The sequence below is a fragment of the Pseudonocardia sp. OZ21 genome (assembly GCF_059359135.1).
Window position 1 is genome coordinate 349591 of the sequence record NZ_JCADBN010000004.1, and the last position, 25400, is coordinate 374990.

The window sequence follows — 25400 nt, forward strand, 5'->3', positions numbered from 1 at the left end:
CCTGCTCGTCCGTCGGAGGTCGAGCGGGCGCCGGAGGGCACCGCGTTGCTCCGCGGGGCCGGCCCGGCCGACGGTGCCGTCGCCGACGCGCCGCCACGGGCGGGCCCCGCGGTGTCTGGTAGACCGGGCGGCCCGCAGCGAGGAGGTTCCGTGGCGCGACCGGGCCGCAACCGTGGTGAGTGGCGGCCTGCCGCCGAGCTCCCCGTGGCGCGGGTCGCGGTCGACGTCGCGCTCGCGCATCTGGACCGCCCCTTCGACTACCGCGTCCCCGAGCACCTCGACGCGGTCGCTGTGGCGGGGGTGCGGCTGCGGGTGCGCTTCGCCGGGCGGCTGGTCGACGGGTACCTGCTGGAGCGGCTGGCCGAGTCGCCCCACACCGGCAAGCTCGCCTGGGTGGAGAAGGTGGTGTCACCCGAACCCGTGCTCACCCCGGAGGTGGCCGCGCTGTGCCGCGCGGTCGCCGACCGGTACGCGGGCGTGCTCGCCGACGTCCTGAGGCTCGCCGTGCCGCCACGGCACGCCAAGGTGGAGGCCGCAGCGGAGAACGTCGAGGTGCCGGCCGAGCGCACTGCGCCGGCACCCGCGCCTGCACCCGCGCCGGCACGCGAGCCGGCCGCGTGGCGGCGCTACCAGCACGGTGCGGCTCTGCTCGACGCGCTCGCCGGCGGCCGCACCGCCCACGCGGTGTGGCAGGCGCTGCCGGGGGAGAGCTGGCCCGAACGGCTCGCCGAGGCGGCCGCGGCCACCGTCGCGGCGGGGCGCGGTGCCGTGCTGGTGGTGCCCGACCAGCGCGACGTCGCGGCCCTGCACGCCGCATGCGTCGCGCGGCTCGGGGCCGATGGCGTGGTCGCGCTCACCGCCGAGCTGGGCCCCGCGGAGCGGTACCGGCGGTGGCTCGCGGTGCGCCGTGGCCACGTCCGGGTCGTCGTGGGCACCCGGTCCGCCGCGTTCGCCCCCGTCGAGCGGCTCGGTCTGCTCGCCGTCTGGGACGACGGCGACGACCTGCACTCCGAACCGCGGGCCCCGTACCCCCACGTCCGCGACGTCCTCGTGCTGCGTGCCCACAGTGCGGGCGCGGCACTGCTGGTGGGCGGTTTCGCCCGCACCGCCGAGGCGCACGTGCTCGTCGAGTCCGGCTGGGCGCGGGAGGTCGTCGCCGAGCGCGCCACGGTGCGTGCGACGATGCCGCGGATCACCGCGCTCGGCGAGACCGACGCGCAGCTCGTCCGCGACCCCGACTCCCGGGCCGCCCGGCTGCCGCACCTCGCCTTCGAGGCGGCCCGTGCCGCGCTGGGCGCGGGACGACCGGTGCTGGTGCAGGTCCCGCGCTCCGGATACCTGCCGTGGCTCGCCTGCGGCAGCTGCCGGGAGACGGCCCGCTGCCGCCACTGCGCCGGGCCGCTCGGGCTCACCGGCAGGCGCGGGCGCGACGGCGACCACGGCGACGCCGCCGGGCTGCCCCACTGCCGATGGTGCGGCAGGCCCGACAGCGCGTTCCGCTGCCCGGCGTGCGGGTCGCGCCGGCTGCGGGCCGGGGTGGTCGGGTCCGGGCGCACCGCCGAGGAGCTCGGGCGGGCGTTCCCCGGCACCACGGTGCGGTCCTCGGGCGGTGGCGCCCCCGTGCTCGCAGAGGTGGCCGCCAAGCCGGAGCTCGTGGTCGCCACCCCCGGCGCCGAGCCGCGCGCCTCGGGTGGCTACGGCGCCGCGCTACTGCTCGACGGGTGGGCGATGCTGTCCCGGCCCGACCTGCGCGTGGCCGAGGAGACGCTGCGGCGCTGGCTCGCGGCAGCGGCGCTCGTCGTCCCGCACACCGAGGGAGGCCGCGTCATCGTGATGGCTGATACCGCGATCCCGGTGGTGCAGTCACTCGTGCGCTGGGATCCCGCAGGGCATGCGGCGGCCGAGCTCGCGTCCCGGGCCGAGGTCGGCTTCCCCCCCGCCGTGCGGATGGCCACCGTCGAGGGCACGGCCGCTGCCGTCGCCGACATGCTCGCGGAGCTGCCGTCGGTCGTCGAGGTGCTCGGCCCCGTCGAGCTCGAGCCGGTCGCAACCGGCGCAGGCGACGAACCGCCCGAGGTCCGGGAACGGGCGCTGCTGCGCGTGCCCCGCACCGAGGGGCGCGCGATGGCCGCGGCTCTGCACGCGGCGCAGGCCGCGCGCACCGCCCGGAAGGTGCCCGATCCGGTGCGGGTGCGTCTCGACCCCGTCGAGATCGGCTGACCCCACGGCGGCGTCTCCCTGCATCGACCCCCGCGGCGTCCGTCCGGCCGGTGCGCACGTGGCAGAATCGATGTCTGCCGGTGGCCGTGCCGCCCGTCCCCGTCCGAATCCGCTGCCGTCCCGTCCGCTCGTCCCGTCCGCTGTCGTCCGCGAGGAGATCCGTGTCCGTCCAGCCCATCAGGCTCTTCGGTGACCCGGTGCTGCGCACGCCCGCCGTCGAGGTCACCACCTTCGACGCGGAGCTGCGCAAGCTGGTCGCCGACCTCACCGAGACGATGCACGACGAGGGTGGGGCCGGGCTCGCGGCGCCCCAGCTCGGCGTCGGCCTGCGGGTGTTCACCTACGACTGCGACGGGTTCGCGGGCCACCTGGTCAACCCCACCTTCGAGGTGGTGGGCGACGAGGAGCAGCTGGGGCCGGAGGGATGCCTGTCGATCCCCGGACTGCGCTGGGACTGCCGGCGCCACCTGCACGTGGTGGCCCGCGGCTGGAACGAGCACGGCGAGCCGGTCACCGTCGAGGGCAGTGAGCGGCTGGCGCGCTGCATCCAGCACGAGACCGACCACCTCGACGGCGTGCTCTTCGTCGACCGCCTCGACCAGGAGACCCGCAGGCAGGCCATGGCGGAGATCCGCGCGGCCGAGTGGTTCGGCTCGTCGGCGCCGCAGGTCAAGGTCAGCCCCCACCCCATCTTCGGCAAGGTCAGGTAGCGGCCGGTGAAACTGGTGTTCGCCGGGACCCCCGAGCCTGCGGTGCCGTCCCTGCGGGCGCTGCTCGAGTCGTCGCGGCACGAGGTGGCCGCCGTGGTCACCCGTCCCGACGCCCCCGCGGGCCGGGGACGCAAACTCGTCCGGTCGCCCGTCGGGGCGCTCGCCGACGAGGCCGGGATCCCGGTGCTGACCCCCGGACGGCCGTCGGACCCGGCGTTCCAGGCGGAGCTCGCCGGGATCGCGCCGGACTGCTGCCCGGTGGTCGCCTACGGCGCGCTCATCCCGCGGGCCGTGCTCGACATCCCGCGCGAGGGATGGGTCAACCTGCACTTCTCGCTGCTGCCGGCGTGGCGGGGTGCGGCCCCGGTGCAGGCCGCGGTGCGCCACGGCGACGAGGTCACCGGAGCCACCACGTTCCTCCTGGAGGAGGGCATGGACACCGGGCCGACCTTCGGCGTGGTCACGGAGCCCGTCGGGCCCGCCGACACCGCAGGCGACCTGCTCGGGCGGCTGGCCGTCTCCGGGGCGGCACTGCTGCTGGCCACGATGGACGGCATCGCCGACGGCACGCTGCGGCCCCGGCCCCAGCCTGCCGAGGGTGTGTCGCGCGCGCCCAAGGTGACCACCGCCGACGCCCGCATCGACTGGGCCGCCCCGCCCCTGGCCATCGACCGGCTGATCCGGTCGGTCACCCCGGAGCCCGGCGCCTGGACCACCTTCCGCGGTGAGCGGCTCGGCCTCGGGCCCGTCACCACCGTGCCGGACACCGAACCCGTGGTGCTCAAGCCCGGCGAGCTGCACGTGGAGAAGCGCCGGGTGCTCGTCGGTACCGTGGCGGCGCCCCTGCAGCTGGGCGAGGTGCAACCGGTGGGCAAGCGGGCGATGCCGGCACCGGACTGGGCCCGCGGGGCACACATCGAGCCGGGAGACCTCCTGACATGAGCACCCGAGCCGACCTCGGCATTCGACGTCTCGGCATTCGACGCGCCGGCACACCCGGTCGCGCGTCCTGGACAGTGGCGTGAGCGCGCCGGGACGGCGGCCGCGCCGGCGCGCGGGCGCTCCGGCACCGGGCGGCCACCGCACCGCCGGTCCGCCGCGCGGGCGCAGCGGGCCACCCCGGCCCCCGGAACCCGACCCGGCCCGGCAGGCCGCGCTCGACCTGCTCACCTCCGTGCGGGTGCGCGACGCCTACGCCAACCTCGCCCTGCCGTCGATCCTGCGGCGCCACGGGCTGCACGACCGCGAAGCGGCGCTGGCCACCGAGCTCGGCTACGGCACGCTGCGGGCCAAGGGACTGCTCGACGCGATCCTCGAGGCCTGCACCGACCGGCCGCTGATCCGGGTGGAACCGCCGCTGCTCGACGCGCTCCGGCTCGGGGCGTACCAGCTCCTGCGCACCCGGATCCCGCCGCACGCGGCCGTCGACACCACGGTGGAGCTCGTGCGGGGCGATGCCGGCACCCGCGCGGCCGGGTTCGTCAACGCGATCCTGCGCAGGGTGGGGGAGCACGACGAGCAGGCCTGGGTGGACCGCCTGGCCCCGCCGGCCGCCGAGGACCCGGTGGGCCACGCGGCGATGGCGCACGCCCACCCCCGCTGGATCGCCCAGGCCTTCGCCGACGCGCTCGGGGCCCCCGACGAGCTCGACGCCGCACTCGCGGCCGACGACGCCCGCCCCGCCGTGCACCTGCTGGCGCGGCCGGGTGAGATCACCGCGGCCGAGCTGGCCCTGGTGACCGGCGGGGAGGAGGCCCCGTACTCCCCGTACGGGGTGCACCTCGAGCCGGGCAGCGGCGCCATCGGCGAGCTGGACGCGGTGAACGAAGGCCTTGCCGTGGTGCAGGACGAGGGCAGCCAGCTGGTGGCGCTCGCCCTGTCGCGGGCCGGGCTCACCGGCACCGACACCGGCCGGTGGCTGGACCTGTGTGCCGGCCCCGGCGGCAAGGCCGCGCTGCTCGGTGGCCTGGCCGCGCTCGACGGGGTGGACGTGGACGCCGTGGAGGTGAGCACGCACCGCGCCGACCTGGTGCGCCGCGCCGTCGACGGACTCCCGGTCACAGTCCACGTGGCCGACGGCCGGGAGGCCCCGCTCCCCGACGGGGCGTACGACCGCGTGCTGGTGGACGCCCCCTGCACCGGCCTCGGCGCGCTGCGGAGGCGCCCGGAGGCGCGCTGGCGGCGCCGGCCGGAGGACGTGTCGGGGCTGACGAAGCTCCAACGGGAGCTCCTGACGGCCGCGCTGCGCCACGTCCGGCCGGGTGGCGTGGTGGCCTACGTCACCTGTTCCCCCCACCTGGCCGAGACGGTGGGCGTGCTCACGGGCGTGCTGCGCAAGCACCCGGATGTGGAACGGCTCGATGCCAGGGAGTACCTGCCCGGTGTGCCCGACCTCGGCGACGGCCCCACGGTGCAGCTGTGGCCGCACCGCCACGGCACCGACGCCATGTTCCTCGCCGTGCTGCGCCGCACGGCGTGACGCAGGCTCAGCGGGCCCGGCCGGCGCGGTTGCCCGCCGCGCGGTCGAGGGCCCAGTCGAGCGCCAGGTCGAGGTAGTCGACCACCACGTCGTCCTCGTCGGGCCCGGCCGTCACCTCCACGCGGACGTCGCGCATCCGACGGCCTTCGCCCAGCAGCCTGCCGTGCGGGTCGGGCAGGTCGGCGCCGTGCTCGAACCCCACGTTGACGCCGCCGTCGCGCGGGAACAGCGCGCACAGGTAGCCGGCGCGCGGGTGGTGGAAACCGAGCCCGTGCCACCCCGGGTAGACGCGCTCGCGCAGGTCGGGATGGGCGGTGCGGACGACGGCCCGGAGCCGGTGGACGAGTGCGGCGACGGCGGGCGACTCGCCGACGAGCAGGTGGCGCAGCTGCTCGTCGACCGACCGGGGTGCTGACATGAGGAGTAGTGCACCGCAGGCCCCCGACATTTCCGGAGACACCGGGAGTCACCGGACGCCCGGACCGTGCGGCGTAATCTTCGGTAGGTGCAACCGATGATCGCCCCGAGCATTCTCGCGGCCGACTTCGCCCGGCTCGCCGACGAGGCAGCCGCGGTGAGCGGTCCGCCCGGCAGTGGTGCCGACTGGCTGCACGTCGACGTGATGGACGCCCACTTCGTGCCGAACCTGACCCTCGGGCTGCCGGTGGTGGAGTCGCTGATCCGGGCCACCACGATCCCGCTGGACTGTCATCTCATGATCGACGATCCGGACCGCTGGGCGGTGGGCTACGCCGAGGCCGGGGCGCACAACGTGACCGTGCACGTGGAGGCGGCGCGCGATCCGGTGGCCCTGGCCGCCGACCTGCGCGCGGCGGGCGCTCGCGCCGGCCTGTCGGTGAAGCCGGGCACGCCGCTGGAGCCGTACCTGGAGACGCTGCGCCACTACGACACGCTGCTCGTGATGAGCGTGGAGCCCGGGTTCGGCGGGCAGAGCTTCATGCCCGAGGTGCTCGAGAAGGTGCGGGCGGCCCGGCGGATGGTGGACACCGGACACCTGACGCTGCTGGTGGAGATCGACGGTGGCATCAACGCCGACACGATCGAGGCGGCGGCCGAGGCCGGGGTGGACTGCTTCGTGGCGGGCTCGGCCGTGTACGGCGCCGACGATCCGGCGCGGGCGGTGCAGGCGCTGCGGGAACGTGTGGTGCAGGCGTCGGCCCACCGCCGGTGGGCGCCCTGACGGAGCGGTCCGCCCGGCGAGCATGATCATGGCGGGCCGGGTAACGAACAGCGGTGGCCCGCGGTTGCACGAGGTGCGGCCGAGGCGGCGGAAAGGGAGCACGCACATGTTCACCGGGATCGTCGAGGAGATCGGCGAGGTGCTCGCGGTACGCGAGAGCGCCGAGGTGGTGGTGTTCACCGTGCGCGGGCGCACCGTGACCACCGATGCCCGTCACGGCGACTCGATCGCCGTGAACGGGGTGTGTCTCACCGTCATCGACCCCGACGGCAGCACCGACGGCACGTTCACCGTGGAGCTGGTGCCCGAGACGCTCAAGCGCTCGAGCCTGGCGGCGGTGACCGAGGGCGCCCGGGTGAACCTGGAGCGCGCCGTGCCGGTGACCGGACGGCTGGGCGGCCACATCGTGCAGGGGCACGTGGACGGGGTGGCGACGCTGCTGTCGCGCACGCCGGGGGAGCGCAGCGACGAGCTGAGGTTCAGCCTGCCGCCGGACCTGGCCCGATACGTGGTGGAGAAGGGCTCGGTGGCCGTGGACGGCGTGTCGCTGACCGTGGCGGCCGTGGCGCCCGACAGTTTCGTGGTGGCGCTGATCCCTACGACCTTGTCACACACCACACTCGGTTTCCGCGAACCGGGGGATAACGTGAACGTGGAGGTCGATGTCGTCGCAAAGTATGTGGAACGGCTTGCCGTCGGGTACCTGGGTGGGAGCGGTTCCGGTTCCGCGACGACGGTCGGCGAGGAGGCCAGAGCCCAGTGAACAGGGCAGAAAACGGTGGTCCGGTGAACGGTGGAGCGATGGACGGTCAGGCAGCCCCGGAGGAGCCGGCACCTGCTGTCGCCGGTACGGATGCGCCCCCGGCCGACCCGCGGCGCGGCAGCTTCGAGGCGATCGAGCGGGCCCTGGCCGACCTGCGGGCCGGTAAGCCCGTGGTGGTGGTGGACGACGAGGAACGCGAGAACGAGGGCGACCTCATCTTCGCGGCCGAGATGGCGACCCCCGAGCTTGTGTCGTTCATGGTCCGCTACACCTCCGGCTACGTCTGCGTGGCGCTCACCGAGGTGGAGTGCGACCGGCTCGACCTGCCTCCGATGCACCACTCCAACAGCGACAACTTCCGTACCGCCTTCACGGTGACGGTGGACGCGAAGGCGGGGATCACCACCGGCATCTCGGCCACCGACCGGGCGCACACGATCCGGCTGCTGGCCGACGCGACCGCGGGCCCCGGCGACCTGGTGCGCCCTGGCCACGTGCTGCCGCTGCGGGCCCGGGAGGGCGGCGTGCTGCGGCGTGCCGGGCACACCGAGGCGGCCGTGGACCTGGCCCGGCTCGCCGGGCTCTCGCCCGCGGGTGCGCTGTGCGAGATCGTGTCGCAGAAGAACGACGGTGACATGGCCCGTGGCGACGAGCTTCGCGTGTTCGCCGAGGACCACGACCTCACCCTCATCACCATCGGCGACCTGATCGCCTACCGCCGCCGCTTCGAGAAGCACGTGGTGCGCGTGGCGCAGGCCCGCATCCCCACCGCTCACGGCGAGTTCATCGCCTACGGCTACGACTCGCTGCTCGACGGGATCGAGCACATCGCGATGGTGCGCGGTGACGTGGGGACGCCCGAGGGCAGCGGCGAGGACGTGCTGGTGCGCGTGCACTCCGAGTGCCTCACCGGTGACGTGTTCGGCTCGATGCGCTGCGACTGTGGCCCCCAGCTCGACGCGGCGCTCGCCGCCGTGGCCGCGGAGGGCCGCGGGGTGGTGCTCTACATGCGTGGGCACGAGGGCCGGGGCATCGGCCTGCTGCACAAGCTGCAGGCATACCAGCTGCAGGAGGCGGGCGCCGACACGGTGGACGCCAACCTGGCGCTCGGCCTGCCCGCCGACGCGCGGGACTACGGGATCGGCGCACAGATCCTGGTGGATCTCGGCATCACCACGATGCGGCTGCTCACCAACAACCCCGACAAGCGCGCGGGGCTGGAGGGCTACGGCCTCACCATCACCGGCCGCGTGTCGTTGCCGGTGCGGGCGAGCCGTGAGAACCTTCGCTACCTGCGGACGAAGCGCGACCGGATGGGCCACGACCTGCCCGGTCTCGACGAGGTCGCCGCTGTGGTGGCGGCGGACGGGACGGGGACATGAGCCCGGCGGACAGCAGATGAGCGGCGAGGGCCGGCCGGTCGTCCAGGACATCCCGGACGCCGGCCGGGTGCGGCTGGCCGTGGCCGCGGCCAGCTGGCACGCCGACATCGTGGACACCATGCTGGAACGCGCGCTGGAGCTCGCCGCGAAGGCCGGTGTGGAGAGCCCGACCGTCGTGCGGGTGCCCGGCACCATCGAACTCCCGGTGGTGTGCCAGGAGCTCGCCACGGGCCACGACGCGGTGGTGGCACTGGGCGTGGTGATCAGGGGTGGCACCCCGCACTTCGAGTACGTGTGTGATGCGGTGACCGCCGGGCTCACGCGCGTGTCGCTGGACGAGCGCACGCCGGTGGGCAACGGTGTGCTCACCTGTGAGACCCTGGCCCAGGCGGTGGACCGTTCCGGCGCTCCCGGCTCGGCGGAGGACAAGGGCGCGGAGGCCTGCCTCGCGGCGTTGCACACCGCACTGGCGCTGCGTGACCTGCGGAGGAGCTCGTGACCCAACCCGGCAGTGGCGAGGTCCGGCCGGACCTCGGGGACGCCGCACCCGGCGGCCCTGCCGATCGGCCCGCGCCGCTGGTGCTGCGGCCGCGCAAGGTGCTGATCGCCGCGTGGGTGGGTGCCGTGGCGGTGGTGGTGCTGTTCATCGTGGTGGGCGTGTTGCTGCGTACCACCCAGACCGGGGTGTACTTCCGGTTCGCCGACCAGGTGGCGCTCGTGCTGCTGGGCCTGATGGTGGCCGGTGGTGTGCTCCTGCTCGCGCTGCCCCGGGTGCGGGCCGACGCCGAGGGCGTGGAGGTGCGCAACCTCTTCACGAGCCGGCGCGTGCCGTGGGAGCACGTGCGGCGCGTGGCGTTCCCGGACGGGGCGTCCTGGGCCCGGCTCGACCTGCCCGACGACGAGTACCTGCCGGTGCTGGCCATCCAGGCCGTGGACGGCTTCCGCGCGGTGGACGCCATCGGGAAGCTGCGCGCGCTGCACGCCGCCGCCCGCACGTACTGAGCCGCGCGCACGTACCGGGCCGTCGCGGCCGATGGACGCGGGCGACGGACCGGTAGCGGATCGCACGTACCATCGGTGCCGTGCTGCGTGCCCGTGATCAGGTCGGCCGGGATCCGTCCGGCGAAGAGAGTGTCCGCCTCGGCGACATCGTGCTCCGCAACCGGCTGGTCACGTCGTCGAGCCTGCTGGGATACGGGGTGTCGAACTCCCCGCTCGTGCCGTACGGCATGAGCCCGGTGTCGCTGTTCGTGCCGCTGGCCGAGTTCGGGGCCGTGACCACCAGGACGCTGACGGTGGAGCCGCGCGAAGGCCACTTCACCACGCGGGACGACTACGCCCTCAGCGAGCTGCCCGGCCTGCTCAAGCGGTACCGCACGGTGCTGCGCGGCACCGACGGCGGCTGGCTCAACGCGTTCGGGTGGTGCAACGTCGGGATCGACGCCTACCTGCGCGACTACTACCCGCGTACCCGCGACCAGCGCGTGATCATCTCTCTCGGTGGCTTCTCCGCCGAGGAGTTCGTGACCCTCGTGGACCGGGTGAACGCCGCCGTGCCGCCCGGAGACATCGCCGCGGTCGAGTTCAACGTCTCCTGCCACAACGTCAACTTCGACTTCTCCACGATCCTGCAGGACGTGCTCGACGAGGCGGTGCCCCGCAGCAACCACCCGGTGATCCTGAAGCTGTCGCCGGACTACGACTACCTGCGCAACGCGGAACAGGCCGCGAAGGCGGGCGTGTCGGCGCTGACGGCGATCAACACGGTGAAGGCGCTGCGCCTGGACCCACGGACGGGCACCCCATGGCTCGCCAACCGCTACGGCGGCCTCTCCGGACGGGCGATCAAGCCGATCGGACTGCGGGTGGTGAGCGAGCTCAGGGAGGCCGGGGTGACCCTGCCGATCATCGCGACCGGCGGGATCCGCACGGTGGACGACTGCCGGGAGTACTTCTGGGCGGGTGCCGACGCCGTGAGTCTCGGGAGCGCGACGTGGTTGGCCAGCTACCCCGGATACGCGCTCGCGCCGCTGCGCGCTCTGCACGTTCGGCGCGTTCTGAACGCCGTTCGGCGCTACGGAACGCTTCCGCTCCGCTCCGCTCCGTCGCGCTGAGCAACGATCTTCATCCGTACGGCCCGGGTGGTACGCCGTAGGGCGGCCCGGGTGAGCGACGAGTGGAAGCACGACACGGCGCGATGAACACGGCACGATGAGACCCAGCACGATGAGACCCGGCACGACCCACAGACCCCGCCGCAGCGAGCAGGGCACGACGGACGGGGCACGATGAGCACGGTGGAGGGCGCAAGCCAGCTGGACCGCATGCGTGTGCCCGATCGACGGCCACGCGTGGTGCTCTTCGACGTGTTCGAGACGATGCTGCAGGTGTCGGCGCTGCGGTCGCGCTTCGTGGACGTGGGACGGCCCGACCACGAGTGGGAGCTGTTCTACACCCGGACGCTGCGGGACGGGATGGCCCTCACGCTCGCCGGCGCGGTGCGGCCGTTCGCCGAGGTGGCGAGGGCGGCGCTGCGCACCACCGCGCAGCACACCCTGTCGGAGGAGGCGCTCGACCACGTGCTGGCCGGCTTCGCGGAGCTGCCTCCGTACCCGGACGTGGAGCCGGCGCTGCGCGCGCTCGCGCGGGCCCGGATCCCCGCCTACGCGTTCACCCAGGGCGGCGCCGAGGTGGCCTCCGACGCGCTCGACCGGGCCGGGCTGCGCACCTACCTGCGGGGAGTGCTCTCCACCGAGGAGATCCGCTCCTTCAAGCCACCCGCCCGCGTGTACAACTGGGCCTGCCAGCAGGTGGACGCCATGGGGGACCGCGTGGCCCTGGTGGCCGTGCACTCCTGGGACGTGCACGGTGCCGTGCGGGCCGGGCTGATCGGCGGCTTCGCCACCCGGCTCGAAGGCGCGGTGCCCGACGTGGTGGTGCGCCCGCACGTGGTGGGCGAGGACCTCGAGCTGGTGGTGGATCGCCTCATCGCCCTGCCGGCCTGACCCGCAGGCGCACATCTCAGGCGCCTAGGAGGGTGCTGAACAACTCCGCTCGTAGCTCGTAGCGATCACCGCGCAGCAGGGCCGAGTTGTTCAGCGCGCTCCTAGAGCTGGGCGTCGGTCGGAGTCGAGACCACCGTGGCCGAGATCGGCCCGCTCGCCCGCCATGGCGCCTGCCGCGAAGCCCGAACCGGACAGCACGGCGCGCCGGGCCGTGGCCAGCCGCGGAAACGCGGCAGCGTAGGCGCGATCGACCTGTTCGCGGCGATCGGCCAGCACCAGCGCGACGGACGGCCCACCGGTGGCGGGCACGTCCGCACCCGTGGCGGCGCGTTCCTCCGCGGTGCTGAGCCTGCGGTGGACCTCGACGGCGAAGCCGTGCAGCCACGAGCGGCGGTAGGCGGCCACGGACTCACCGGGCCGAGCCGGGCGCACCCGGACCAGCTGGGTGGTGGCCTGCAGTTGCAGCGACGTGTAGAGCAGCTCGGCGCGTTGGCGATCCGAGGCGTGACCGAACACCGTGACCGCGGCGACCTTGCCGCCCCGTGCGCCGTGCAGCACCCACCGGCAGCCGAGCGCGGCGGCGGTCCAGCCGAGCAGCCTGGCCTTGCCGGCGCTGTAGGGATCCTGCATGGCGATGCGCTGCGGCCCGATCCGGTCGGTGCCGGGCCGGGTGGCGGCGAGCAGCGCGGTGTCGACGCCGTGGCGGGCCATCAGCTCGATCGCCTTGGCCGTGTACGTCTCGGCCTCGGCGCCGGTGGCCGCGCGCTCCGCCTTGGCGAGCAGCTTGCGGATCGTGTCGAGCTTGTCGAGCCCCATCGGATCCCCCCGTCGGTTCGAACGTGCGTTCGCATCGCACGGCAAGTCCTATCACGACGGGCCGACCGTTCCGTGTACACCACACCCGTGACGCGCCGAGGGGGCGGTCCGATCACGGCGTGTCGGGGGCCGGTCCTACCCTGGTGGGGCCATGGCTGATCCCGCCACCTACCGTCCGGCCCCCGGGTCCATCCCGGAGGCCCCTGGGGTGTACCGCTTCTCCGACCAGCACGGCCGGGTCATCTACGTGGGCAAGGCGAAGAGCCTGCGCCAGCGCCTCAACTCCTACTTCGCCGACCTCTCCGGCCTGCACCCGCGCACGCGGCAGATGGTCACCTCGGCGGCCCACGTGCAGTGGACGGTGGTCGCCACCGAGGTCGAGGCGCTGCAGCTCGAGTACAACTGGATCAAGGAGTTCGACCCGCGGTTCAACGTCCGCTACCGCGACGACAAGACCTATCCGGTGCTCGCGGTCACGATGCACGAGGAGTTCCCGCGGCTGTCCGTCTACCGGGGGCCGCGGCGCAAGGGTGTGCGCTACTTCGGCCCGTTCGCCCACGCCTGGGCGATCCGCGAGACCCTCGACATGCTGCTGCGCGTGTTCCCGGCGCGCACCTGCAGTGCCGGGGTGTTCAAGCGCCACGGCCAGATCGGGCGCCCGTGCCTGCTCGGCTACATCGACAAGTGCTCGGCGCCGTGCGTCGGGCGCGTCGACGCCCAGGAGCACCGCGACATCGTCGAGGACTTCTGCGACTTCCTCTCCGGGCGCACCGACCACCTCGTCCGGCAGCTCGAGCGCAAGATGGCCGAGGCCTCCGCCGGGCTGGAGTTCGAGCGCGCCGCCCGGCTGCGCGACGACATCGGCGCGCTGCGGCGGGCGATGGAACGCCAGGCCGTGGTGCTGGGCGACGGCACCGACGCCGACGTCGTCGCGTTCGCCGAGGACGAGCTCGAGGCGGCCGTCCAGGTCTTCCACGTGCGCGGCGGCCGGGTCCGCGGGCAGCGCGGCTGGGTGGTCGACAAGGTCGAACCCACCGACACCGCGCAGCTCGTCGAGCGGTTCCTCACCCAGTTCTACGGCGAGCAGGCGGCGCTGGCGGGCTCCGCCGACGACGCCCACCAGCCCGTGCCGAAGGAGATCCTCGTCCCGGAGCTCCCGGCCGAGCTCGACACGCTCGTCCACTGGCTCTCGGGGCTGCGTGGTTCGCGGGTGCAGGTGCGCGTTCCGCAGCGCGGCGACAAGCGTGCGCTCGCCGAGACCGTGGCCCGCAACGCGGCGGAGGCGTTCACCCAGCACAAGCTCCGCCGGGCGGGCGACCTCACGGCGCGCTCGGCGGCGCTGCAGGAGATCCAGGACGCTCTCGGGCTCGACAGCGCACCACTGCGCATCGAGTGCGTCGACGTCAGCCACGTCCAGGGCAGCAACGTCGTCGCGTCGCTCGTGGTGTTCGAGGACGGGCTCGCGCGCAAGTCGGACTACCGGCGGTTCGAGATCCGGGGCGGCGCGGAGGGCGGGGACGTCGCGGCCATCTCCGAGGTGGTCCGGCGCAGGTTCCGGCGCCACCTGGCCGACAACAGGGCCGAGAGCGGTGCCGAGAACGGAACCGACGACGGGACAGGCGTCGCGGGGGGTAACGCGGTACAAGATCAGGGCGAAGCCCCCGATATCGCTTCCCCCACCGGCATCCCTGCCCTGGCTTCCCCGGTGCGTCCCGGCATCGACCCCGACACCGGACGTCCGAGGCGGTTCGCCTATCCGCCCAACCTCCTGGTGGTCGACGGTGGCCAGCCGCAGGTCGAGGCGGCCGCCGACGTGCTCGCCGACCTCGGCGTCACCGACGTCGCGATCTGCGGGCTGGCCAAGCGCCTCGAGGAGGTGTGGCTGCCCGCCGAGCCCGACCCGGTGATCATGTCGCGTACCAGCGAGGGTCTCTACCTGCTGCAACGGGTGCGCGACGAGGCACACCGCTTCGCCATCACCTACCACCGGCAGCGGCGCTCCAAGAGCATGATCAACTCAGAGCTCGACGCGATCCCCGGGCTGGGCCCCACCCGCCGTGCCGCGCTGCTGAAGCACTTCGGGTCGTTGCGCAAGCTCAAGGCGGCCGACGTCGACGCCATCGCGGCGCTTCCCGGCTTCGGTCCGCGCACCGCGGCGGCCGTGCTGGCCGCGCTGCACGCCGCCGACCCGGCCGAGTCCGCCGACCCGGCCGACCCGGCCGACCTGTCCGACCCGGCCGACCGGCCGGACCGAACCGAAGCGGAGGTGCCGGCGTCGTGACGTCCACCGTGCAGACGGAGCCGGCCGGCATCGAGGTGGCGCTGGTCAGTGGCCTCTCGGGGGCCGGCCGCAGTACCGCGGCGAAGGTGCTGGAGGACCTCGGCTGGTTCGTGGTCGACAACCTGCCGCCCGAGCTGATCGCCACGATGGTCGACCTCGGCGCCCGCGCCCGCGGGGAGATCACCCGCATCGCCGTGGTGATGGACGTCCGCAGCCGGGCGTTCTCCGCCGACCTCGGCGCCGTGATCAAGGACCTGGACGCGCGCGGCTACAAGCCCCGGCTGCTGTTCCTGGAGGCCTCCGACGCGGTGCTGGTGCGCCGGTTCGAGCAGGTGCGGCGCAGCCATCCGCTGCAGGGCGACGGCAGGCTCGTCGACGGCATCGCCGCCGAGCGGGAGCTGCTGCGCCCCCTGCGGGAGAACGCCGACCTGGTCGTCGACACCTCCGCTGTGGCCGTCCCGCAGCTGCGAGCCACCCTCGAACGTGCGTTCGGCGCGGAGTCTGCGCAGGTCACGCGTGTCACTTTAGTGTCATTCGGCTACAAGTACGGTCTGCCGATGGACTCGGACCTGGTTGTGGACGTCCGCTTCCTGCCCAACCCGTTCTGGATCCCGGAGCTGCGCGACCAGACCGGCCGGGACGAGCCCGTGCGCGACTACGTGCTGAGCCAGGACGGCGCCGACGAGTTCATCACCCGCTACCTCGAGCTGCTGGGCCTCGTCGGGGCCGGCTACCGCCGCGAGGGCAAGCGCTACCTGACGGTGTCTGTCGGCTGCACCGGCGGCAAGCACCGCAGCGTCGCGATCAGCGAGGAGATCGCCCGCAGGCTCGAAGGGGCCGAGGGTGTCAGCGTCAACGTCGCGCACCGCGACCTGGGGCGCGAGTGATCACCGCGTCGAGCACCGCGTCGAGCAGTGGGGCCGGCTCCACCGGTCCGGCCGCGGTGGCCCTCGGCGGGGGCCACGGCCTGCACGCCACCCTGTCGGCGCTGCGGCTCCTCGCCGGCAGCGGCACGCTCGCCGACCACGTCACGGCCGTGGTCACGGTGGCCGACGACGGCGGTTCCTCCGGCCGTCTCCGCCGCGAGCTGGGCGTACTCCCGCCCGGTGACCTGCGCATGGCGCTGGCCGCACTCGCAGCCGACGGGCCTGCCGGGCGCCGGTGGGGGGCGCTCGTGCAGCACCGCTTCGGCGGCACCGGCGCGCTGGCCGGCCACGCCGTGGGCAATCTGCTGCTCGCGGGCCTCATGGAGGTGCTGGGCAACCCGGTGGCCGCGCTGGACGAGGTGGGCGCCCTGCTCGGGCTGCGGGGGCGGGTGCTGCCCATGAGCTGCGACCCGCTGGACATCGAGGCGGAGGTCACGGGGCTCGGTGAGCAGCCCGCCCAGGCGCACCGCATCCGCGGCCAGGTGGCCGTCGCGTCCACTCCGGGCCGGGTCCGGCAGGTCTGGCTGCGGCCGGAGCGACCGCGGGCGTGTGCGGAGGCGGTCGAGGCCGTCCGCACCGCTGACGTGCTGCTGCTCGGGCCGGGCTCCTGGTTCACCAGCGTGCTGCCGCACCTGCTGGTGCCCGAACTGCGGGACGCGATCATCACCAGTCGCGCCCGCCGGGTCATCGTGCTCAACCTCGCTCCGGAGCCGGGGGAGACCGCCGGGTTCTCGCCGGAGCAGCACCTGGCCGTACTCTCCCAGCACGCCCCGGAGCTGCGGGTCGACGCGGTCGTGGCCGACGTCGCCGCGGTGCCGGTGCCCGACCGGTTGCACCGCGCGGCGGCGGTGATGCTCTCCCCGGGCGGGCGGGTCCATCTGGCCCCGGTCGCCGCCGCTGATCCGGCGGTGCCACGCCACGACCCCGTGGCGCTCGCATCCGCCCTCGGAGCCGTGCTGGCCGAGATCGGGTCGCAACCGGGCTCGCCCGATGCGGTGCGCGTGCCGTCGGCACCGGGCGCCGCCGAGAGGAGGAGAACGTGAACGTGGCCTGCGCTCCCGTGTCCCATCCCGCCAGGAGGTTCCGATGGCGATGACCGCATCGGTCAAGGACGAGCTCAGCCGGCTCGTCGTCACGAAGCCGTGCTGCCGCCGGTCGGAGGTGGCGGCGCTGCTGAGGTTCGCCGGTGGTCTGCACATCGTCGGCGGCCGGGTCGTCGTCGAGGCGGAGGTCGACACCGGTTCCGTCGCGCGCAGGCTGCGCCGGGAGATCCACGAGCTGTACGGGCACACCTGCGAGGCCCACGTGATCACCGCGGGTGGTCTGCGCCGTGGCGCCCGTTACGTGCTGCGGGTGGTGCGTGACGGGGAGGGGCTGGCGCGCCAGACGGGCCTGCTCGACGCCCGCGGCCGTCCGGTGCGAGGGCTGCCGCCGCCCGTCGTCTCCGGCGGGCTCTGTGATGCGGAGGCCGCGTGGCGGGGGGCGTTCCTCGCTCACGGCTCGCTCACCGAGCCGGGGCGCAGTTCCGCACTCGAGGTCACCTGCCCCGGGCAGGAGGCGGCGATGGCGCTGGTGGGTGCCGCCCGCCGCCTCGGCGTCACCGCGAAGTGGCGGGAGGTCCGTGGCGCCGACCGTGTGGTGGTCCGTGACGGCGACGCGATCGGCGCGCTGCTCACGCGCATGGGTGCGCACGAGAGCGTGATGGCGTGGGAGGAGCGGCGGATGCGCCGCGAGGTCCGCGCCACCGCCAACCGGCTCGCCAACTTCGACGACGCCAACCTGCGCCGCTCGGCCCGTGCCGCCGTGGCGGCCGCGGCGAGGGTGGCGCGGGCGCTGGAGATCCTCGGCGACGACGTGCCGCAGCACCTGCTCGCCGCCGGCCGGCTGCGGGCCGAGCACACGCAGGCGTCGCTGGAGGAGCTGGGTCAGCTGGCCGAGCCGCCGATGACGAAGGACGCGGTGGCAGGCCGGATCCGCAGGCTCCTCCACATGGCCGACAAGCGCGCGGCCGACCTGGGCATCCCCGACACCGAATCGGCCGTCACCGCGGACATGCTGGAAGAGGCCTGAGAGCCCCACACCTATTGCGAACGGCGTTCGCGGTCCCTTACCTTCCTCTGGACACAGTGTTCGCAGAGGAGGGGTGGTGACGTGGCGAGGTTCGCGCGCAACGGCGACGTCGAGATCGCGTACGAGGATCTCGGCGGCGCGGGCGGTGACCCGCTGCTGCTGGTCTCGGGGCTCGGCGTGTCCCGGTTCTGGTGGCCGCCGGGCTTTGCCGACGCGCTGGTGGGGGAGGGCTTCCACGTCGTGGCCTACGACCAACGTGACGCGGGGGAGTCCACCAGGCTGCCGGAGACCTCGGCCCGCAACCCGTTCGTGGCGCTGGCAGGCGGCGGGCGCCCGGTCTACTCGTCGGAGGACATGACCGACGACGCCGTCGCGGTGCTGGACGCCCTCGGCTGGGACTCCGCGCACCTGTTCGGCCATTCGATGGGTGGCCTGCTGGCGCAGCGGATCGCCTTGCGTCATCCCGCCCGGGTCCGCAGCCTCACCAGCTCGGGCGCGCTGCCGAGCGACGCCGGCCGGCTGCGGATGCTGCGGTACCTGCGGTTCGGCACCGTGTTCCGGGTGGCCCGGATGCGGTTCCCCGAGGGGCACGACGGGGACGTCGCCGCCGGGGTGGCACTGGCCAGGGCGATCGCCTCGCCCGGCTACCCCTTCGACGAGCCGGCCGCGCGGGCGATGGCCGAACGCGAGCTCTCGGTCTGCGGCGTCAGCGGGATCCGCGACAACCGCGCCCAGAGCCGCCAGATCGGGGTGAGGTGGAGCGGCGGTCGACCGGCTGACCTGCGGGTCCCCGCCCTCGTGCTGTGCGGCACGGACGACCAGATCGTCCGCCCCGCCGCCGGGCGGGCCGCCGCGCGGGCGATCCGCGGCGCGACGCTCGTGGTGCTCCCGGGGGTCGGGCACGACCTGCCGAGCGCGGTGTGGCCGCGGGTGGCTCGGGAGGTGCGGGCCGTCGCCGACCGCGCGGAGCCCCGGGTCGAGGGCCGAAACCGGTGAATCGATCCAGCCCTGGCCCCGCTCGTGCGGAATTCGGGCGCTACTGTCGTGGAAACGAGGTTCCTCGCCCGGAGGCGGGTGAGTCGGCCTCGTTTCCGCGGCACTAGAGTTATGGCTGGTCGAGCAGGCATCAGAGAGGGAGGCGCGCACATGACTGTGCGGGTAGGCGTGAACGGATTCGGTCGGATCGGCCGCAACTTCTGGCGAGCCGTCGACGCACAGCGCGCCGCCGGTACCAGCGAGATCGAGATCGTGGCGGTCAACGACATCACCGACAACGCCACGCTGGCGCACCTGCTCAAGTACGACTCGATCCTGGGCCGGCTGCCCTACGACGTGTCCTCCACCGACGACGAGATCATCGTCGACGGCAAGGGCTTCAAGGGGCTCGCCGTGCGCGACCCCGCGGAGCTGCCGTGGAAGGACCTCGGCGTCGACGTGGTGATCGAGTCGACGGGCCTGTTCACCAAGCGCGAGGTCGCGGCAAAGCACCTCGACGCCGGCGCCAAGAAGGTCGTCATCTCCGCGCCGGCCACCGGTGAGGACCTCACCGTGGTCAAGGGCGTGAACGACGGCGCCTACGACGGGTCGCAGTCGATCGTGTCCAACGCGTCCTGCACCACCAACTGCCTCGCGCCGCTGGCCAAGGTGCTCGACGACCTGCTGGGGATCGAGAAGGGTCTGATGACCACGATCCACGCGTACACGCAGGACCAGAACCTGCAGGACGGCCCGCACAAGGACCTGCGCCGCGCCCGTGCCGCCGCGATCAACATCGTGCCCACCTCCACCGGCGCCGCCAAGGCGATCGGCCTGGTGCTGCCGCACCTCAAGGGCAAGCTCGACGGGTTCGCGCTGCGCGTGCCGATCCCCACGGGCTCGGCCACCGACCTCACGGTGGAGGTGCGGAAGGAAGCGTCGGTCGAGGAGATCAACGCGGCTTACAAGGCGGCGGCCGAGGGCCCGCTCAAGGGCATCCTCTCCTACACCGACGCGCCGATCGTCTCCTCGGACATCGTCACCGACCCGGCGTCCTGCATCTTCGACTCGGGCCTCACCAAGGTGATCGGCAACCAGGTCAAGGTCGTCGGCTGGTACGACAACGAGTGGGGCTACTCCAACCGTCTCGCCGACATCACCGCGCTGGTGGCGTCGAAGCTGTGAAGACCCTGGACGACCTCGTCGCCTCGTTGAACGAGGACCTGTTCGGCAGGCGCGTGCTCGTCCGTGCCGACCTGAACGTGCCCCTCGACGGTTCGAGGATCACCGACGACGGCCGGATCCGGGCCTCGGTGCCCACGTTGGCGCGGCTGAGCGAGACCGGCACCCGGATCGTGGTCGTCGCGCACCTCGGGCGGCCGAAGGGCGGGCCCGACCCGGCGCTCTCGCTGGGACCCGTCGCCGAACGGCTCGGCGAGCTCCTCGGCATGCAGGTGCCGCTGGCCGACCTCGGCGACGAGGCCACGTTCACGGTCGACGCGCTCCCGGAGGGCGGCGTCGCGCTGCTGGAGAACATCCGGTTCGACTCGCGCGAGACGTCGAAGAACGACGACGAGCGGGCGTCGCTCGCGCGTGAGCTCGCGGCGCTGGCCGGCCCCGAAGGCGTGTTCGTCTCCGACGGGTTCGGCGTGGTGCACCGCAAGCAGGCGTCGGTGTACGACGTGGCCCGCGACCTCCCGTCCTACGCGGGCGATCTCGTGCTCGCCGAGGTCGAGGTGCTGCGCAGGCTCACCGAGACGCCGAAGCGGCCCTACGTGGTGGTGCTCGGGGGCTCGAAGGTCTCCGACAAGCTCGCGGTGATCGAGGCGTTGCTGCCGAAGGTCGACGCGCTGCTCGTCGGGGGCGGGATGTGCTACACGTTCCTGGCCGCCAACGGGTACGGCGTCGGCGACTCGCTCCTGGAGCGCGACCAGATCGGGACGTGCCGCAAGCTCCTCGAGTCGGGCAAGATCGTCCTGCCGACGGACGTGGTGGTGGCCGACGACTTCTCGGCCGAGGCGACCACGCGCACGGTCGCCGTCGATGCCATCCCGGACGGCTGGAAGGGGCTCGACATCGGCCCCGACTCGGTCACCGCGTTCCGTGAGGTGCTCGACGGTGCGGCCACGGTGTTCTGGAACGGCCCGATGGGCGTGTTCGAGCTCGCGCCCTTCGCCGAGGGCACCCGAGGGGTGGCACAGGCGATCGTCGACGCGACGGCAGGCGACGGGGCGTTCAGCGTGGTGGGCGGCGGCGACTCCGCGGCCGCGGTGCGGGCGCTGGGGCTGCCGGAGGACGGGTTCTCCCACATCTCGACCGGCGGCGGCGCGTCGCTGGAGTACCTGGAGGGCAAGTCCCTCCCCGGCCTCGCGGTTCTGGAGCAGTAGATGGCATCGGGCACCGACGAGCGTCCTGCCCCGCGCAGGCCGCTCATCGCCGGCAACTGGAAGATGAACTGCAACCACCTCGAGGCTCTCGCGGTGGTTCAGAAGCTCGCTTTCGCGCTGCCGGAGAAGTACTACGACAAGGTCGAAGTGGTGGTGCTGCCGCCGTTCACCGACATCCGCAGCGTCCAGACCCTCATCGACGGCGACAAGCTGCTGATGGTGCACGGCGCCCAGGACCTCTCCCCGCACGACTCGGGTGCCTACACCGGTGACGTGTCCGGGGCGATGCTCGCGAAGCTCGGCTGCAGCTACGTCGTGGTCGGGCACTCCGAGCGCCGGGAGATCCACGGTGAGGACGACGCGCTCGTCAACGCCAAGCTGCACGCCGCGATCCGGCACGGGATCGTCCCGATCCTGTGTGTGGGAGAGGGGCTCGTGGTCCGCGAGGCGGGGGAGCACGTCGCCTACTGCACCCAGCAGGTCACGGCAGCGCTGGAGAAGGTGCAGAGCCAGCACGCCCAGTCGCTCGTGATCGCCTATGAGCCGGTGTGGGCGATCGGCACCGGCCGCGTCGCGAGCGCTGCCGACGCGCAGGAGGTCTGCACGGCCATCCGCGAGGCGGTGGCGGCGAAGTACGGCCAGGCCATCGCGGCGAGCGTGCGGGTGCTGTACGGCGGCTCCGTCAAGGCGAAGAACGTCGGCGAGATCATGGCCGGACGTGACGTGGACGGTGCGCTGGTGGGAGGCGCGAGCCTGGACGCCGACGAGTTCGCGCAGCTGTGCGCGATCGCAGCGGGCGGCCCGCTGCCGTGATCTCGGCTGCGGGAGCGGTCCGGCTCGCGTGATGACCTGACCGACGGCGATCGGTCGATTGCCGTCGGTGGGCGGTCGGTCGCTCCTGCGAGGTATGGGGCGGGTGTGACCCGCGACAAACTACGGATCAGACCCGGGTACCCTCGGGTTCGCCAGCGGTGGGACGCGCCAACACAGGTCGTCCGCCCGACAGAATGAGGATGGGATGCAACTCGCCCTGCAGATCGTACTGATCATCTCCAGCGTGGTGCTGGTGTTGTTGATCCTGCTCCACCGGGGTCGCGGAGGTGGTCTGTCGAGCCTGTTCGGTGGAGGCGTGCAGTCCAGCCTCTCGGGGTCGAGCGTGGTCGAGAAGAACCTCGACCGGCTCACCCTGTTCACGGGCGCGATCTGGGTGATCGCCATCATCGGTACCGGTCTGCTCGTGAAGCTCGGGGTCTGAGGAGGTATGGCCATGGCTGGCGGCAACGCGATCCGGGGCACCCGTGTGGGTGCCGGTCCGATGGGTGAGTCGGAGCGGGGCGAGACGGCGCCGCGATCGCGCATCTCGTACTTCTGCTCGAACGGGCACATCACCACCCCGTCCTTCGCCTCCGAAGCCGACATCCCGGACTCCTGGGACTGCCCGCGCTGCGGTCTTCCCGCCGGACGCGACGGCGAGAACCCGCCGGCTCCGCCGCGCACGGAGCCGTACAAGACGCATCTCGCCTACGTCAAGGAGCGGCGCAGCGACGCCGACGGGGCCGCGATCCTCGAAGAGGCGCTCGGCAGGCTGCGGGCCTCCCGCGAGCTGTAGCAGCTAGCGGCATCGGGGCCCTCCGGTTACCGGAGGGCCCCGATCTGCTCGCGCAATGCCGTCACGAGCTGAGCCGCAGTGGTGCCGGACGGCACCGCCGAGGCCGCCACGGTGACGAGCCGGTCGTCGCGCACCGCGGCGGCCAACACACTTCCGCCCTCGAACCGGCAGACGAACCCGTCGCCGGCGGTGGGCACCTCCGTGCGTGACGTCGCCGTGCACGCCGCAGCCACCGTGTCGAGCACGGCGTCGGCCGCCTTCTCGCCGGTCGGCGCGACATCGACGGCCAGGAAAGCGGGGCCGTCCGGATCGTCGCGTGCCGCGGTGGTGCCGGCGGCCGGGGCGCCCGAGGCCGGACCACCGGAGGCAGGGACGCCGGCGGTCGGGTCGTACACGCACCGGGTGTCGCTCGCCGTGGTCGCGTCGGGCGTCCAGGTGAGGCCCGTGGCGGTGGCCAGGGTCGCGGTGTCGAGCACACACGCGGCCGGCGGGGCGGGTGGTGGCGGGGGCGGTGGCGCCGCGGACCCGGACCGGCCCGGGTCGGCTCCGAGAGAGCACCCCCCGAGCAGCGCGGCGCCGGCCAGCGCGCCCGTCAGCGCCCCGGTCAACATGGCCATGGTGCGGGAGATGGTCACCGCTGACCATCTCTCCCGTCGGTCGTCCCCCACGCCCCGAACCTTCCCATGCCGCCCGCGTCAGCTCTGCGGCAGCGCCGCCTCGATGGCCGCGACGACCTCGGGGGAGGCGGGGGCGGTCCGCGACCGGAAGCGGCTCAGCACGGTGCCATCGGCCCCGACGAGGAACTTCTCGAAGTTCCACTGCACGTCGCCCGCGGTGCCGTCGGCATCGGGGGTGGCGGTGAGCTCGCGGTAGAGCGGGTGCCGGCCCGGCCCGTTGACCTCGACCTTCTCCGTGAGCGGGAACGTGACGCCGTAGGTGGTGGAGCAGAACGTGCTGATCTCCTCCGCGGTGCCCGGCTCCTGCCCGCCGAACTGGTTGCAAGGCACGCCGAGCACCGTGAAGCCCCGGTCGCTGTAGCGGCGCTGCAGCTCTTCGAGCTCGCTGTACTGGGGCGTCATCCCGCACCGCGAGGCGACGTTGACCACGAGCACCGCGCGGCCGCGCAGGGCGTCGAGGTCGAGGGGGCCGCCGGCGAGCGCGTCGACCGGTGTGTCGAGCAGAGACATGATCCCCAGCCTACGAGCCCGGTGATCTCATCGGGTGGTGGCGCTCGTCGCTGTTGCGCCGTCGTGCCGATCACTCGAACGGTCCGGCATCGTCGTCGGCCACCCCACTAGCCTCGACGGGCATGACCCGGTGGACGCTGCCCCCCGACCGCATTCCGGACGCCTGGTTCAACGTGGTCCCACACCTCCCGAAACCGCCGCAGCCCCCCTTGCACCCCGGCACGCGCGAGCCGGTCGGTCCGGACGATCTCGCCCCGCTGTTCCCGATGGCGCTGATCGGTCAGGAGGTGTCGGCAGAGCCCTGGATCGACGTGCCGGGGGAGGTGCTCGACATCCTCCGGCTGTGGCGGCCGACGCCACTGCACCGCGCCGTGCGCCTGGAGAGGGCGCTGGGCACCCCGGCGCGGATCTACTACAAGGACGAGTCGGTGTCGCCCGCCGGGAGCCACAAGCCGAACACCGCCGTCCCGCAGGCGTTCTACAACGCCCGGGAGGGCATCACCCGGCTCACCACGGAGACCGGCGCCGGTCAGTGGGGCACTGCGCTCGCGTTCGCCTGCGCCCAGTTCGACCTGGACCTGCAGGTCTACATGGTGCGGGCGTCCTACGACCAGAAGCCCTACCGGCGGGTCGCCATGCAGACGTGGGGTGGCTCCGTCGTCCCGTCGCCGGTGGACGCCCCGGACCATCCCGGCTCGCTCGGTGCCGCGATCTCCGACGCGGTGCGCGACTGTGCCGGCCGTGCCGACACGCACTACGCGCTGGGCTCGGTGCTCAACCACGTGCTCCTGCACCAGACGGTGATCGGTCTGGAGGCGAAGGAGCAGCTGGAGCTCGCGGGGGAGCGGCTGCCCGACGTGGTCATCGCCTCCTGCGGGGGAGGGTCGAACCTCGGTGGCATCGCGTTCCCGTTCGTGCCCGACGCCGGCGTGCGGCTGCTGGCCGTCGAGCCGATGTCGTGCCCGACGCTCACGAAGGGGACGTTCGACTACGACTTCGGTGACACGGCGGGCCTCACCCCGCTGCTGCCGATGTACACGCTGGGCCACGACTTCGTGCCGCCGTCCATCCACGCAGGGGGGTTGCGCTACCACGGCAACTCTCCGCTGATCTCCGCGCTGGTCCGCGACGGCCGCATGGAGGCGGTCGCCCACCCGCAGGGGCGGGTGTTCGACGCCGCGGTGCAGTTCGCCAAGGTCGAGGGCCGCATCGCCGCCCCGGAGTGCGCGCACGCCATCCGGGCCACGATCGACGAGGCGCTCGCCGCGAAGGCGACGGGCGAGGAGCGGGTGATCCTCTTCAACTACTCCGGCCACGGCTTCCTGGACCTGTCGGCCTACGACGACCACCTGGGCGGCAGGCTGCTGGAGGAGCACGGGTGACGCACCG

26 protein-coding genes are annotated in these 25400 nt (G+C 73.4%); 22 read left to right on the forward strand and 4 right to left on the reverse strand.

From position 1 onward, the window contains the following. Positions 1-150 precede the first annotated feature (150 nt). From AC5L35_RS11575 to AC5L35_RS11590, 4 genes are all read left to right on the forward strand, one after another. The gene (locus AC5L35_RS11575; RefSeq protein ID WP_495059578.1) at positions 151-2220 is read left to right on the forward strand and encodes a primosomal protein N'; all 2070 of its coding nucleotides are present in this window, start codon (positions 151-153) and stop codon (positions 2218-2220) included. Between the two features lie 161 nt (positions 2221-2381). Further along, positions 2382-2930 carry a peptide deformylase gene (gene def, locus AC5L35_RS11580; RefSeq protein ID WP_495059579.1) on the forward strand — a complete coding sequence of 183 codons (549 nt, stop codon included), beginning with the start codon at positions 2382-2384 and terminating at the stop codon, positions 2928-2930. 6 nt (positions 2931-2936) lie between these two features. Further along, a complete protein-coding gene (fmt, locus tag AC5L35_RS11585; RefSeq protein ID WP_495059580.1) occupies positions 2937-3872 on the forward strand; it encodes a methionyl-tRNA formyltransferase in 936 nt (311 codons plus the stop codon). A 79-nt stretch (positions 3873-3951) separates the two neighbouring features. Continuing rightward, a complete protein-coding gene (locus tag AC5L35_RS11590) occupies positions 3952-5409 on the forward strand; it encodes an RsmB/NOP family class I SAM-dependent RNA methyltransferase (protein WP_495059581.1) in 1458 nt (485 codons plus the stop codon). Positions 5410-5416: 7 nt separating this feature from the next. On the opposite strand, the gene AC5L35_RS11595 is transcribed toward AC5L35_RS11590, so the two are convergent. Beyond that, the gene (locus tag AC5L35_RS11595; RefSeq protein ID WP_495059582.1) at positions 5417-5827 is read right to left on the reverse strand and encodes a hypothetical protein; all 411 of its coding nucleotides are present in this window, start codon (positions 5825-5827) and stop codon (positions 5417-5419) included. Positions 5828-5923: 96 nt separating this feature from the next. On the opposite strand from AC5L35_RS11595, the gene rpe reads away from it, so the two are divergent. From rpe to AC5L35_RS11630, 7 genes are all read left to right on the forward strand, one after another. Further along, complete coding sequence (gene rpe, locus AC5L35_RS11600) at positions 5924-6610, forward strand: ribulose-phosphate 3-epimerase (RefSeq protein ID WP_495059583.1); 687 nt, start codon at positions 5924-5926, stop codon at positions 6608-6610. A 106-nt stretch (positions 6611-6716) separates the two neighbouring features. Continuing rightward, positions 6717-7373, forward strand: a complete 657-nt coding sequence (locus AC5L35_RS11605) for a riboflavin synthase (protein WP_495059584.1) — start codon at positions 6717-6719, stop codon at positions 7371-7373. 38 nt (positions 7374-7411) lie between these two features. Next, a complete protein-coding gene (locus tag AC5L35_RS11610) occupies positions 7412-8755 on the forward strand; it encodes a bifunctional 3,4-dihydroxy-2-butanone-4-phosphate synthase/GTP cyclohydrolase II (RefSeq protein ID WP_495059585.1) in 1344 nt (447 codons plus the stop codon). Positions 8756-8771: 16 nt separating this feature from the next. Then, a complete protein-coding gene (gene ribH / locus AC5L35_RS11615) occupies positions 8772-9254 on the forward strand; it encodes a 6,7-dimethyl-8-ribityllumazine synthase (RefSeq protein WP_495059586.1) in 483 nt (160 codons plus the stop codon). A gap of 77 nt (positions 9255-9331) precedes the next feature. Continuing rightward, positions 9332-9757: a PH domain-containing protein gene (locus AC5L35_RS11620; RefSeq protein ID WP_495059840.1), complete on the forward strand. Its 426-nt coding sequence runs from the start codon at positions 9332-9334 to the stop codon at positions 9755-9757. Positions 9758-9837: 80 nt separating this feature from the next. Continuing rightward, a complete protein-coding gene (locus tag AC5L35_RS11625; RefSeq protein WP_495059587.1) occupies positions 9838-10869 on the forward strand; it encodes a beta/alpha barrel domain-containing protein in 1032 nt (343 codons plus the stop codon). Positions 10870-11043: 174 nt separating this feature from the next. Then, positions 11044-11760 carry an HAD-IA family hydrolase gene (locus AC5L35_RS11630; protein ID WP_495059588.1) on the forward strand — a complete coding sequence of 239 codons (717 nt, stop codon included), beginning with the start codon at positions 11044-11046 and terminating at the stop codon, positions 11758-11760. 90 nt (positions 11761-11850) lie between these two features. Here the strand turns inward: AC5L35_RS11630 and AC5L35_RS11635 are convergent, their stop codons facing one another. Next, the gene (locus AC5L35_RS11635) at positions 11851-12576 is read right to left on the reverse strand and encodes a DUF2786 domain-containing protein (RefSeq protein WP_495059589.1); all 726 of its coding nucleotides are present in this window, start codon (positions 12574-12576) and stop codon (positions 11851-11853) included. A 151-nt stretch (positions 12577-12727) separates the two neighbouring features. Between AC5L35_RS11635 and uvrC the strand changes: the two genes are divergently transcribed. From uvrC to AC5L35_RS11685, 10 genes are all read left to right on the forward strand, one after another. Further along, positions 12728-14857 carry an excinuclease ABC subunit UvrC gene (gene uvrC / locus AC5L35_RS11640; RefSeq protein WP_495059590.1) on the forward strand — a complete coding sequence of 710 codons (2130 nt, stop codon included), beginning with the start codon at positions 12728-12730 and terminating at the stop codon, positions 14855-14857. Next, positions 14854-15744: an RNase adapter RapZ gene (rapZ, locus tag AC5L35_RS11645; RefSeq protein WP_495059591.1), complete on the forward strand. Its 891-nt coding sequence runs from the start codon at positions 14854-14856 to the stop codon at positions 15742-15744. The genes uvrC and rapZ overlap by 4 nt, the downstream gene beginning before the upstream one ends. Further along, positions 15741-16826, forward strand: a complete 1086-nt coding sequence (locus AC5L35_RS11650) for a gluconeogenesis factor YvcK family protein (RefSeq protein WP_495059592.1) — start codon at positions 15741-15743, stop codon at positions 16824-16826. The genes rapZ and AC5L35_RS11650 overlap by 4 nt, the downstream gene beginning before the upstream one ends. Before the next feature lie 43 nt (positions 16827-16869). Continuing rightward, on the forward strand, positions 16870-17853 hold the full coding sequence (gene whiA, locus AC5L35_RS11655) for a DNA-binding protein WhiA (protein ID WP_169399850.1): 984 nt from the start codon (positions 16870-16872) through the stop codon (positions 17851-17853). Between the two features lie 81 nt (positions 17854-17934). Next, positions 17935-18849, forward strand: a complete 915-nt coding sequence (locus AC5L35_RS11660) for an alpha/beta fold hydrolase (protein ID WP_495059593.1) — start codon at positions 17935-17937, stop codon at positions 18847-18849. 150 nt (positions 18850-18999) lie between these two features. Next, positions 19000-20013: a type I glyceraldehyde-3-phosphate dehydrogenase gene (gene gap / locus AC5L35_RS11665; protein WP_495059594.1), complete on the forward strand. Its 1014-nt coding sequence runs from the start codon at positions 19000-19002 to the stop codon at positions 20011-20013. Next, positions 20010-21215: a phosphoglycerate kinase gene (locus tag AC5L35_RS11670; protein WP_495059595.1), complete on the forward strand. Its 1206-nt coding sequence runs from the start codon at positions 20010-20012 to the stop codon at positions 21213-21215. The genes gap and AC5L35_RS11670 overlap by 4 nt, the downstream gene beginning before the upstream one ends. Then, entirely contained in the window at positions 21216-22028 is an 813-nt protein-coding gene (tpiA, locus tag AC5L35_RS11675) for a triose-phosphate isomerase (RefSeq protein ID WP_495059596.1), read from the forward strand. Positions 22029-22233: 205 nt separating this feature from the next. Further along, positions 22234-22470: a preprotein translocase subunit SecG gene (gene secG, locus AC5L35_RS11680; protein WP_169399846.1), complete on the forward strand. Its 237-nt coding sequence runs from the start codon at positions 22234-22236 to the stop codon at positions 22468-22470. Positions 22471-22482: 12 nt separating this feature from the next. Beyond that, positions 22483-22824 (forward strand): RNA polymerase-binding protein RbpA, encoded by a 342-nt coding sequence (locus AC5L35_RS11685; RefSeq protein ID WP_169399845.1) that lies wholly within the window; start codon positions 22483-22485, stop codon positions 22822-22824. Positions 22825-22850: 26 nt separating this feature from the next. On the opposite strand, the gene AC5L35_RS11690 is transcribed toward AC5L35_RS11685, so the two are convergent. Both AC5L35_RS11690 and AC5L35_RS11695 read right to left on the reverse strand, forming a co-directional pair. Then, the gene (locus tag AC5L35_RS11690) at positions 22851-23459 is read right to left on the reverse strand and encodes a hypothetical protein (protein WP_495059597.1); all 609 of its coding nucleotides are present in this window, start codon (positions 23457-23459) and stop codon (positions 22851-22853) included. 60 nt (positions 23460-23519) lie between these two features. Next, positions 23520-24011 (reverse strand): glutathione peroxidase, encoded by a 492-nt coding sequence (locus AC5L35_RS11695; protein WP_495059598.1) that lies wholly within the window; start codon positions 24009-24011, stop codon positions 23520-23522. Between the two features lie 122 nt (positions 24012-24133). On the opposite strand from AC5L35_RS11695, the gene AC5L35_RS11700 reads away from it, so the two are divergent. Next, a complete protein-coding gene (locus AC5L35_RS11700; RefSeq protein WP_495059599.1) occupies positions 24134-25393 on the forward strand; it encodes a TrpB-like pyridoxal phosphate-dependent enzyme in 1260 nt (419 codons plus the stop codon). Positions 25394-25400 lie beyond the last annotated feature (7 nt).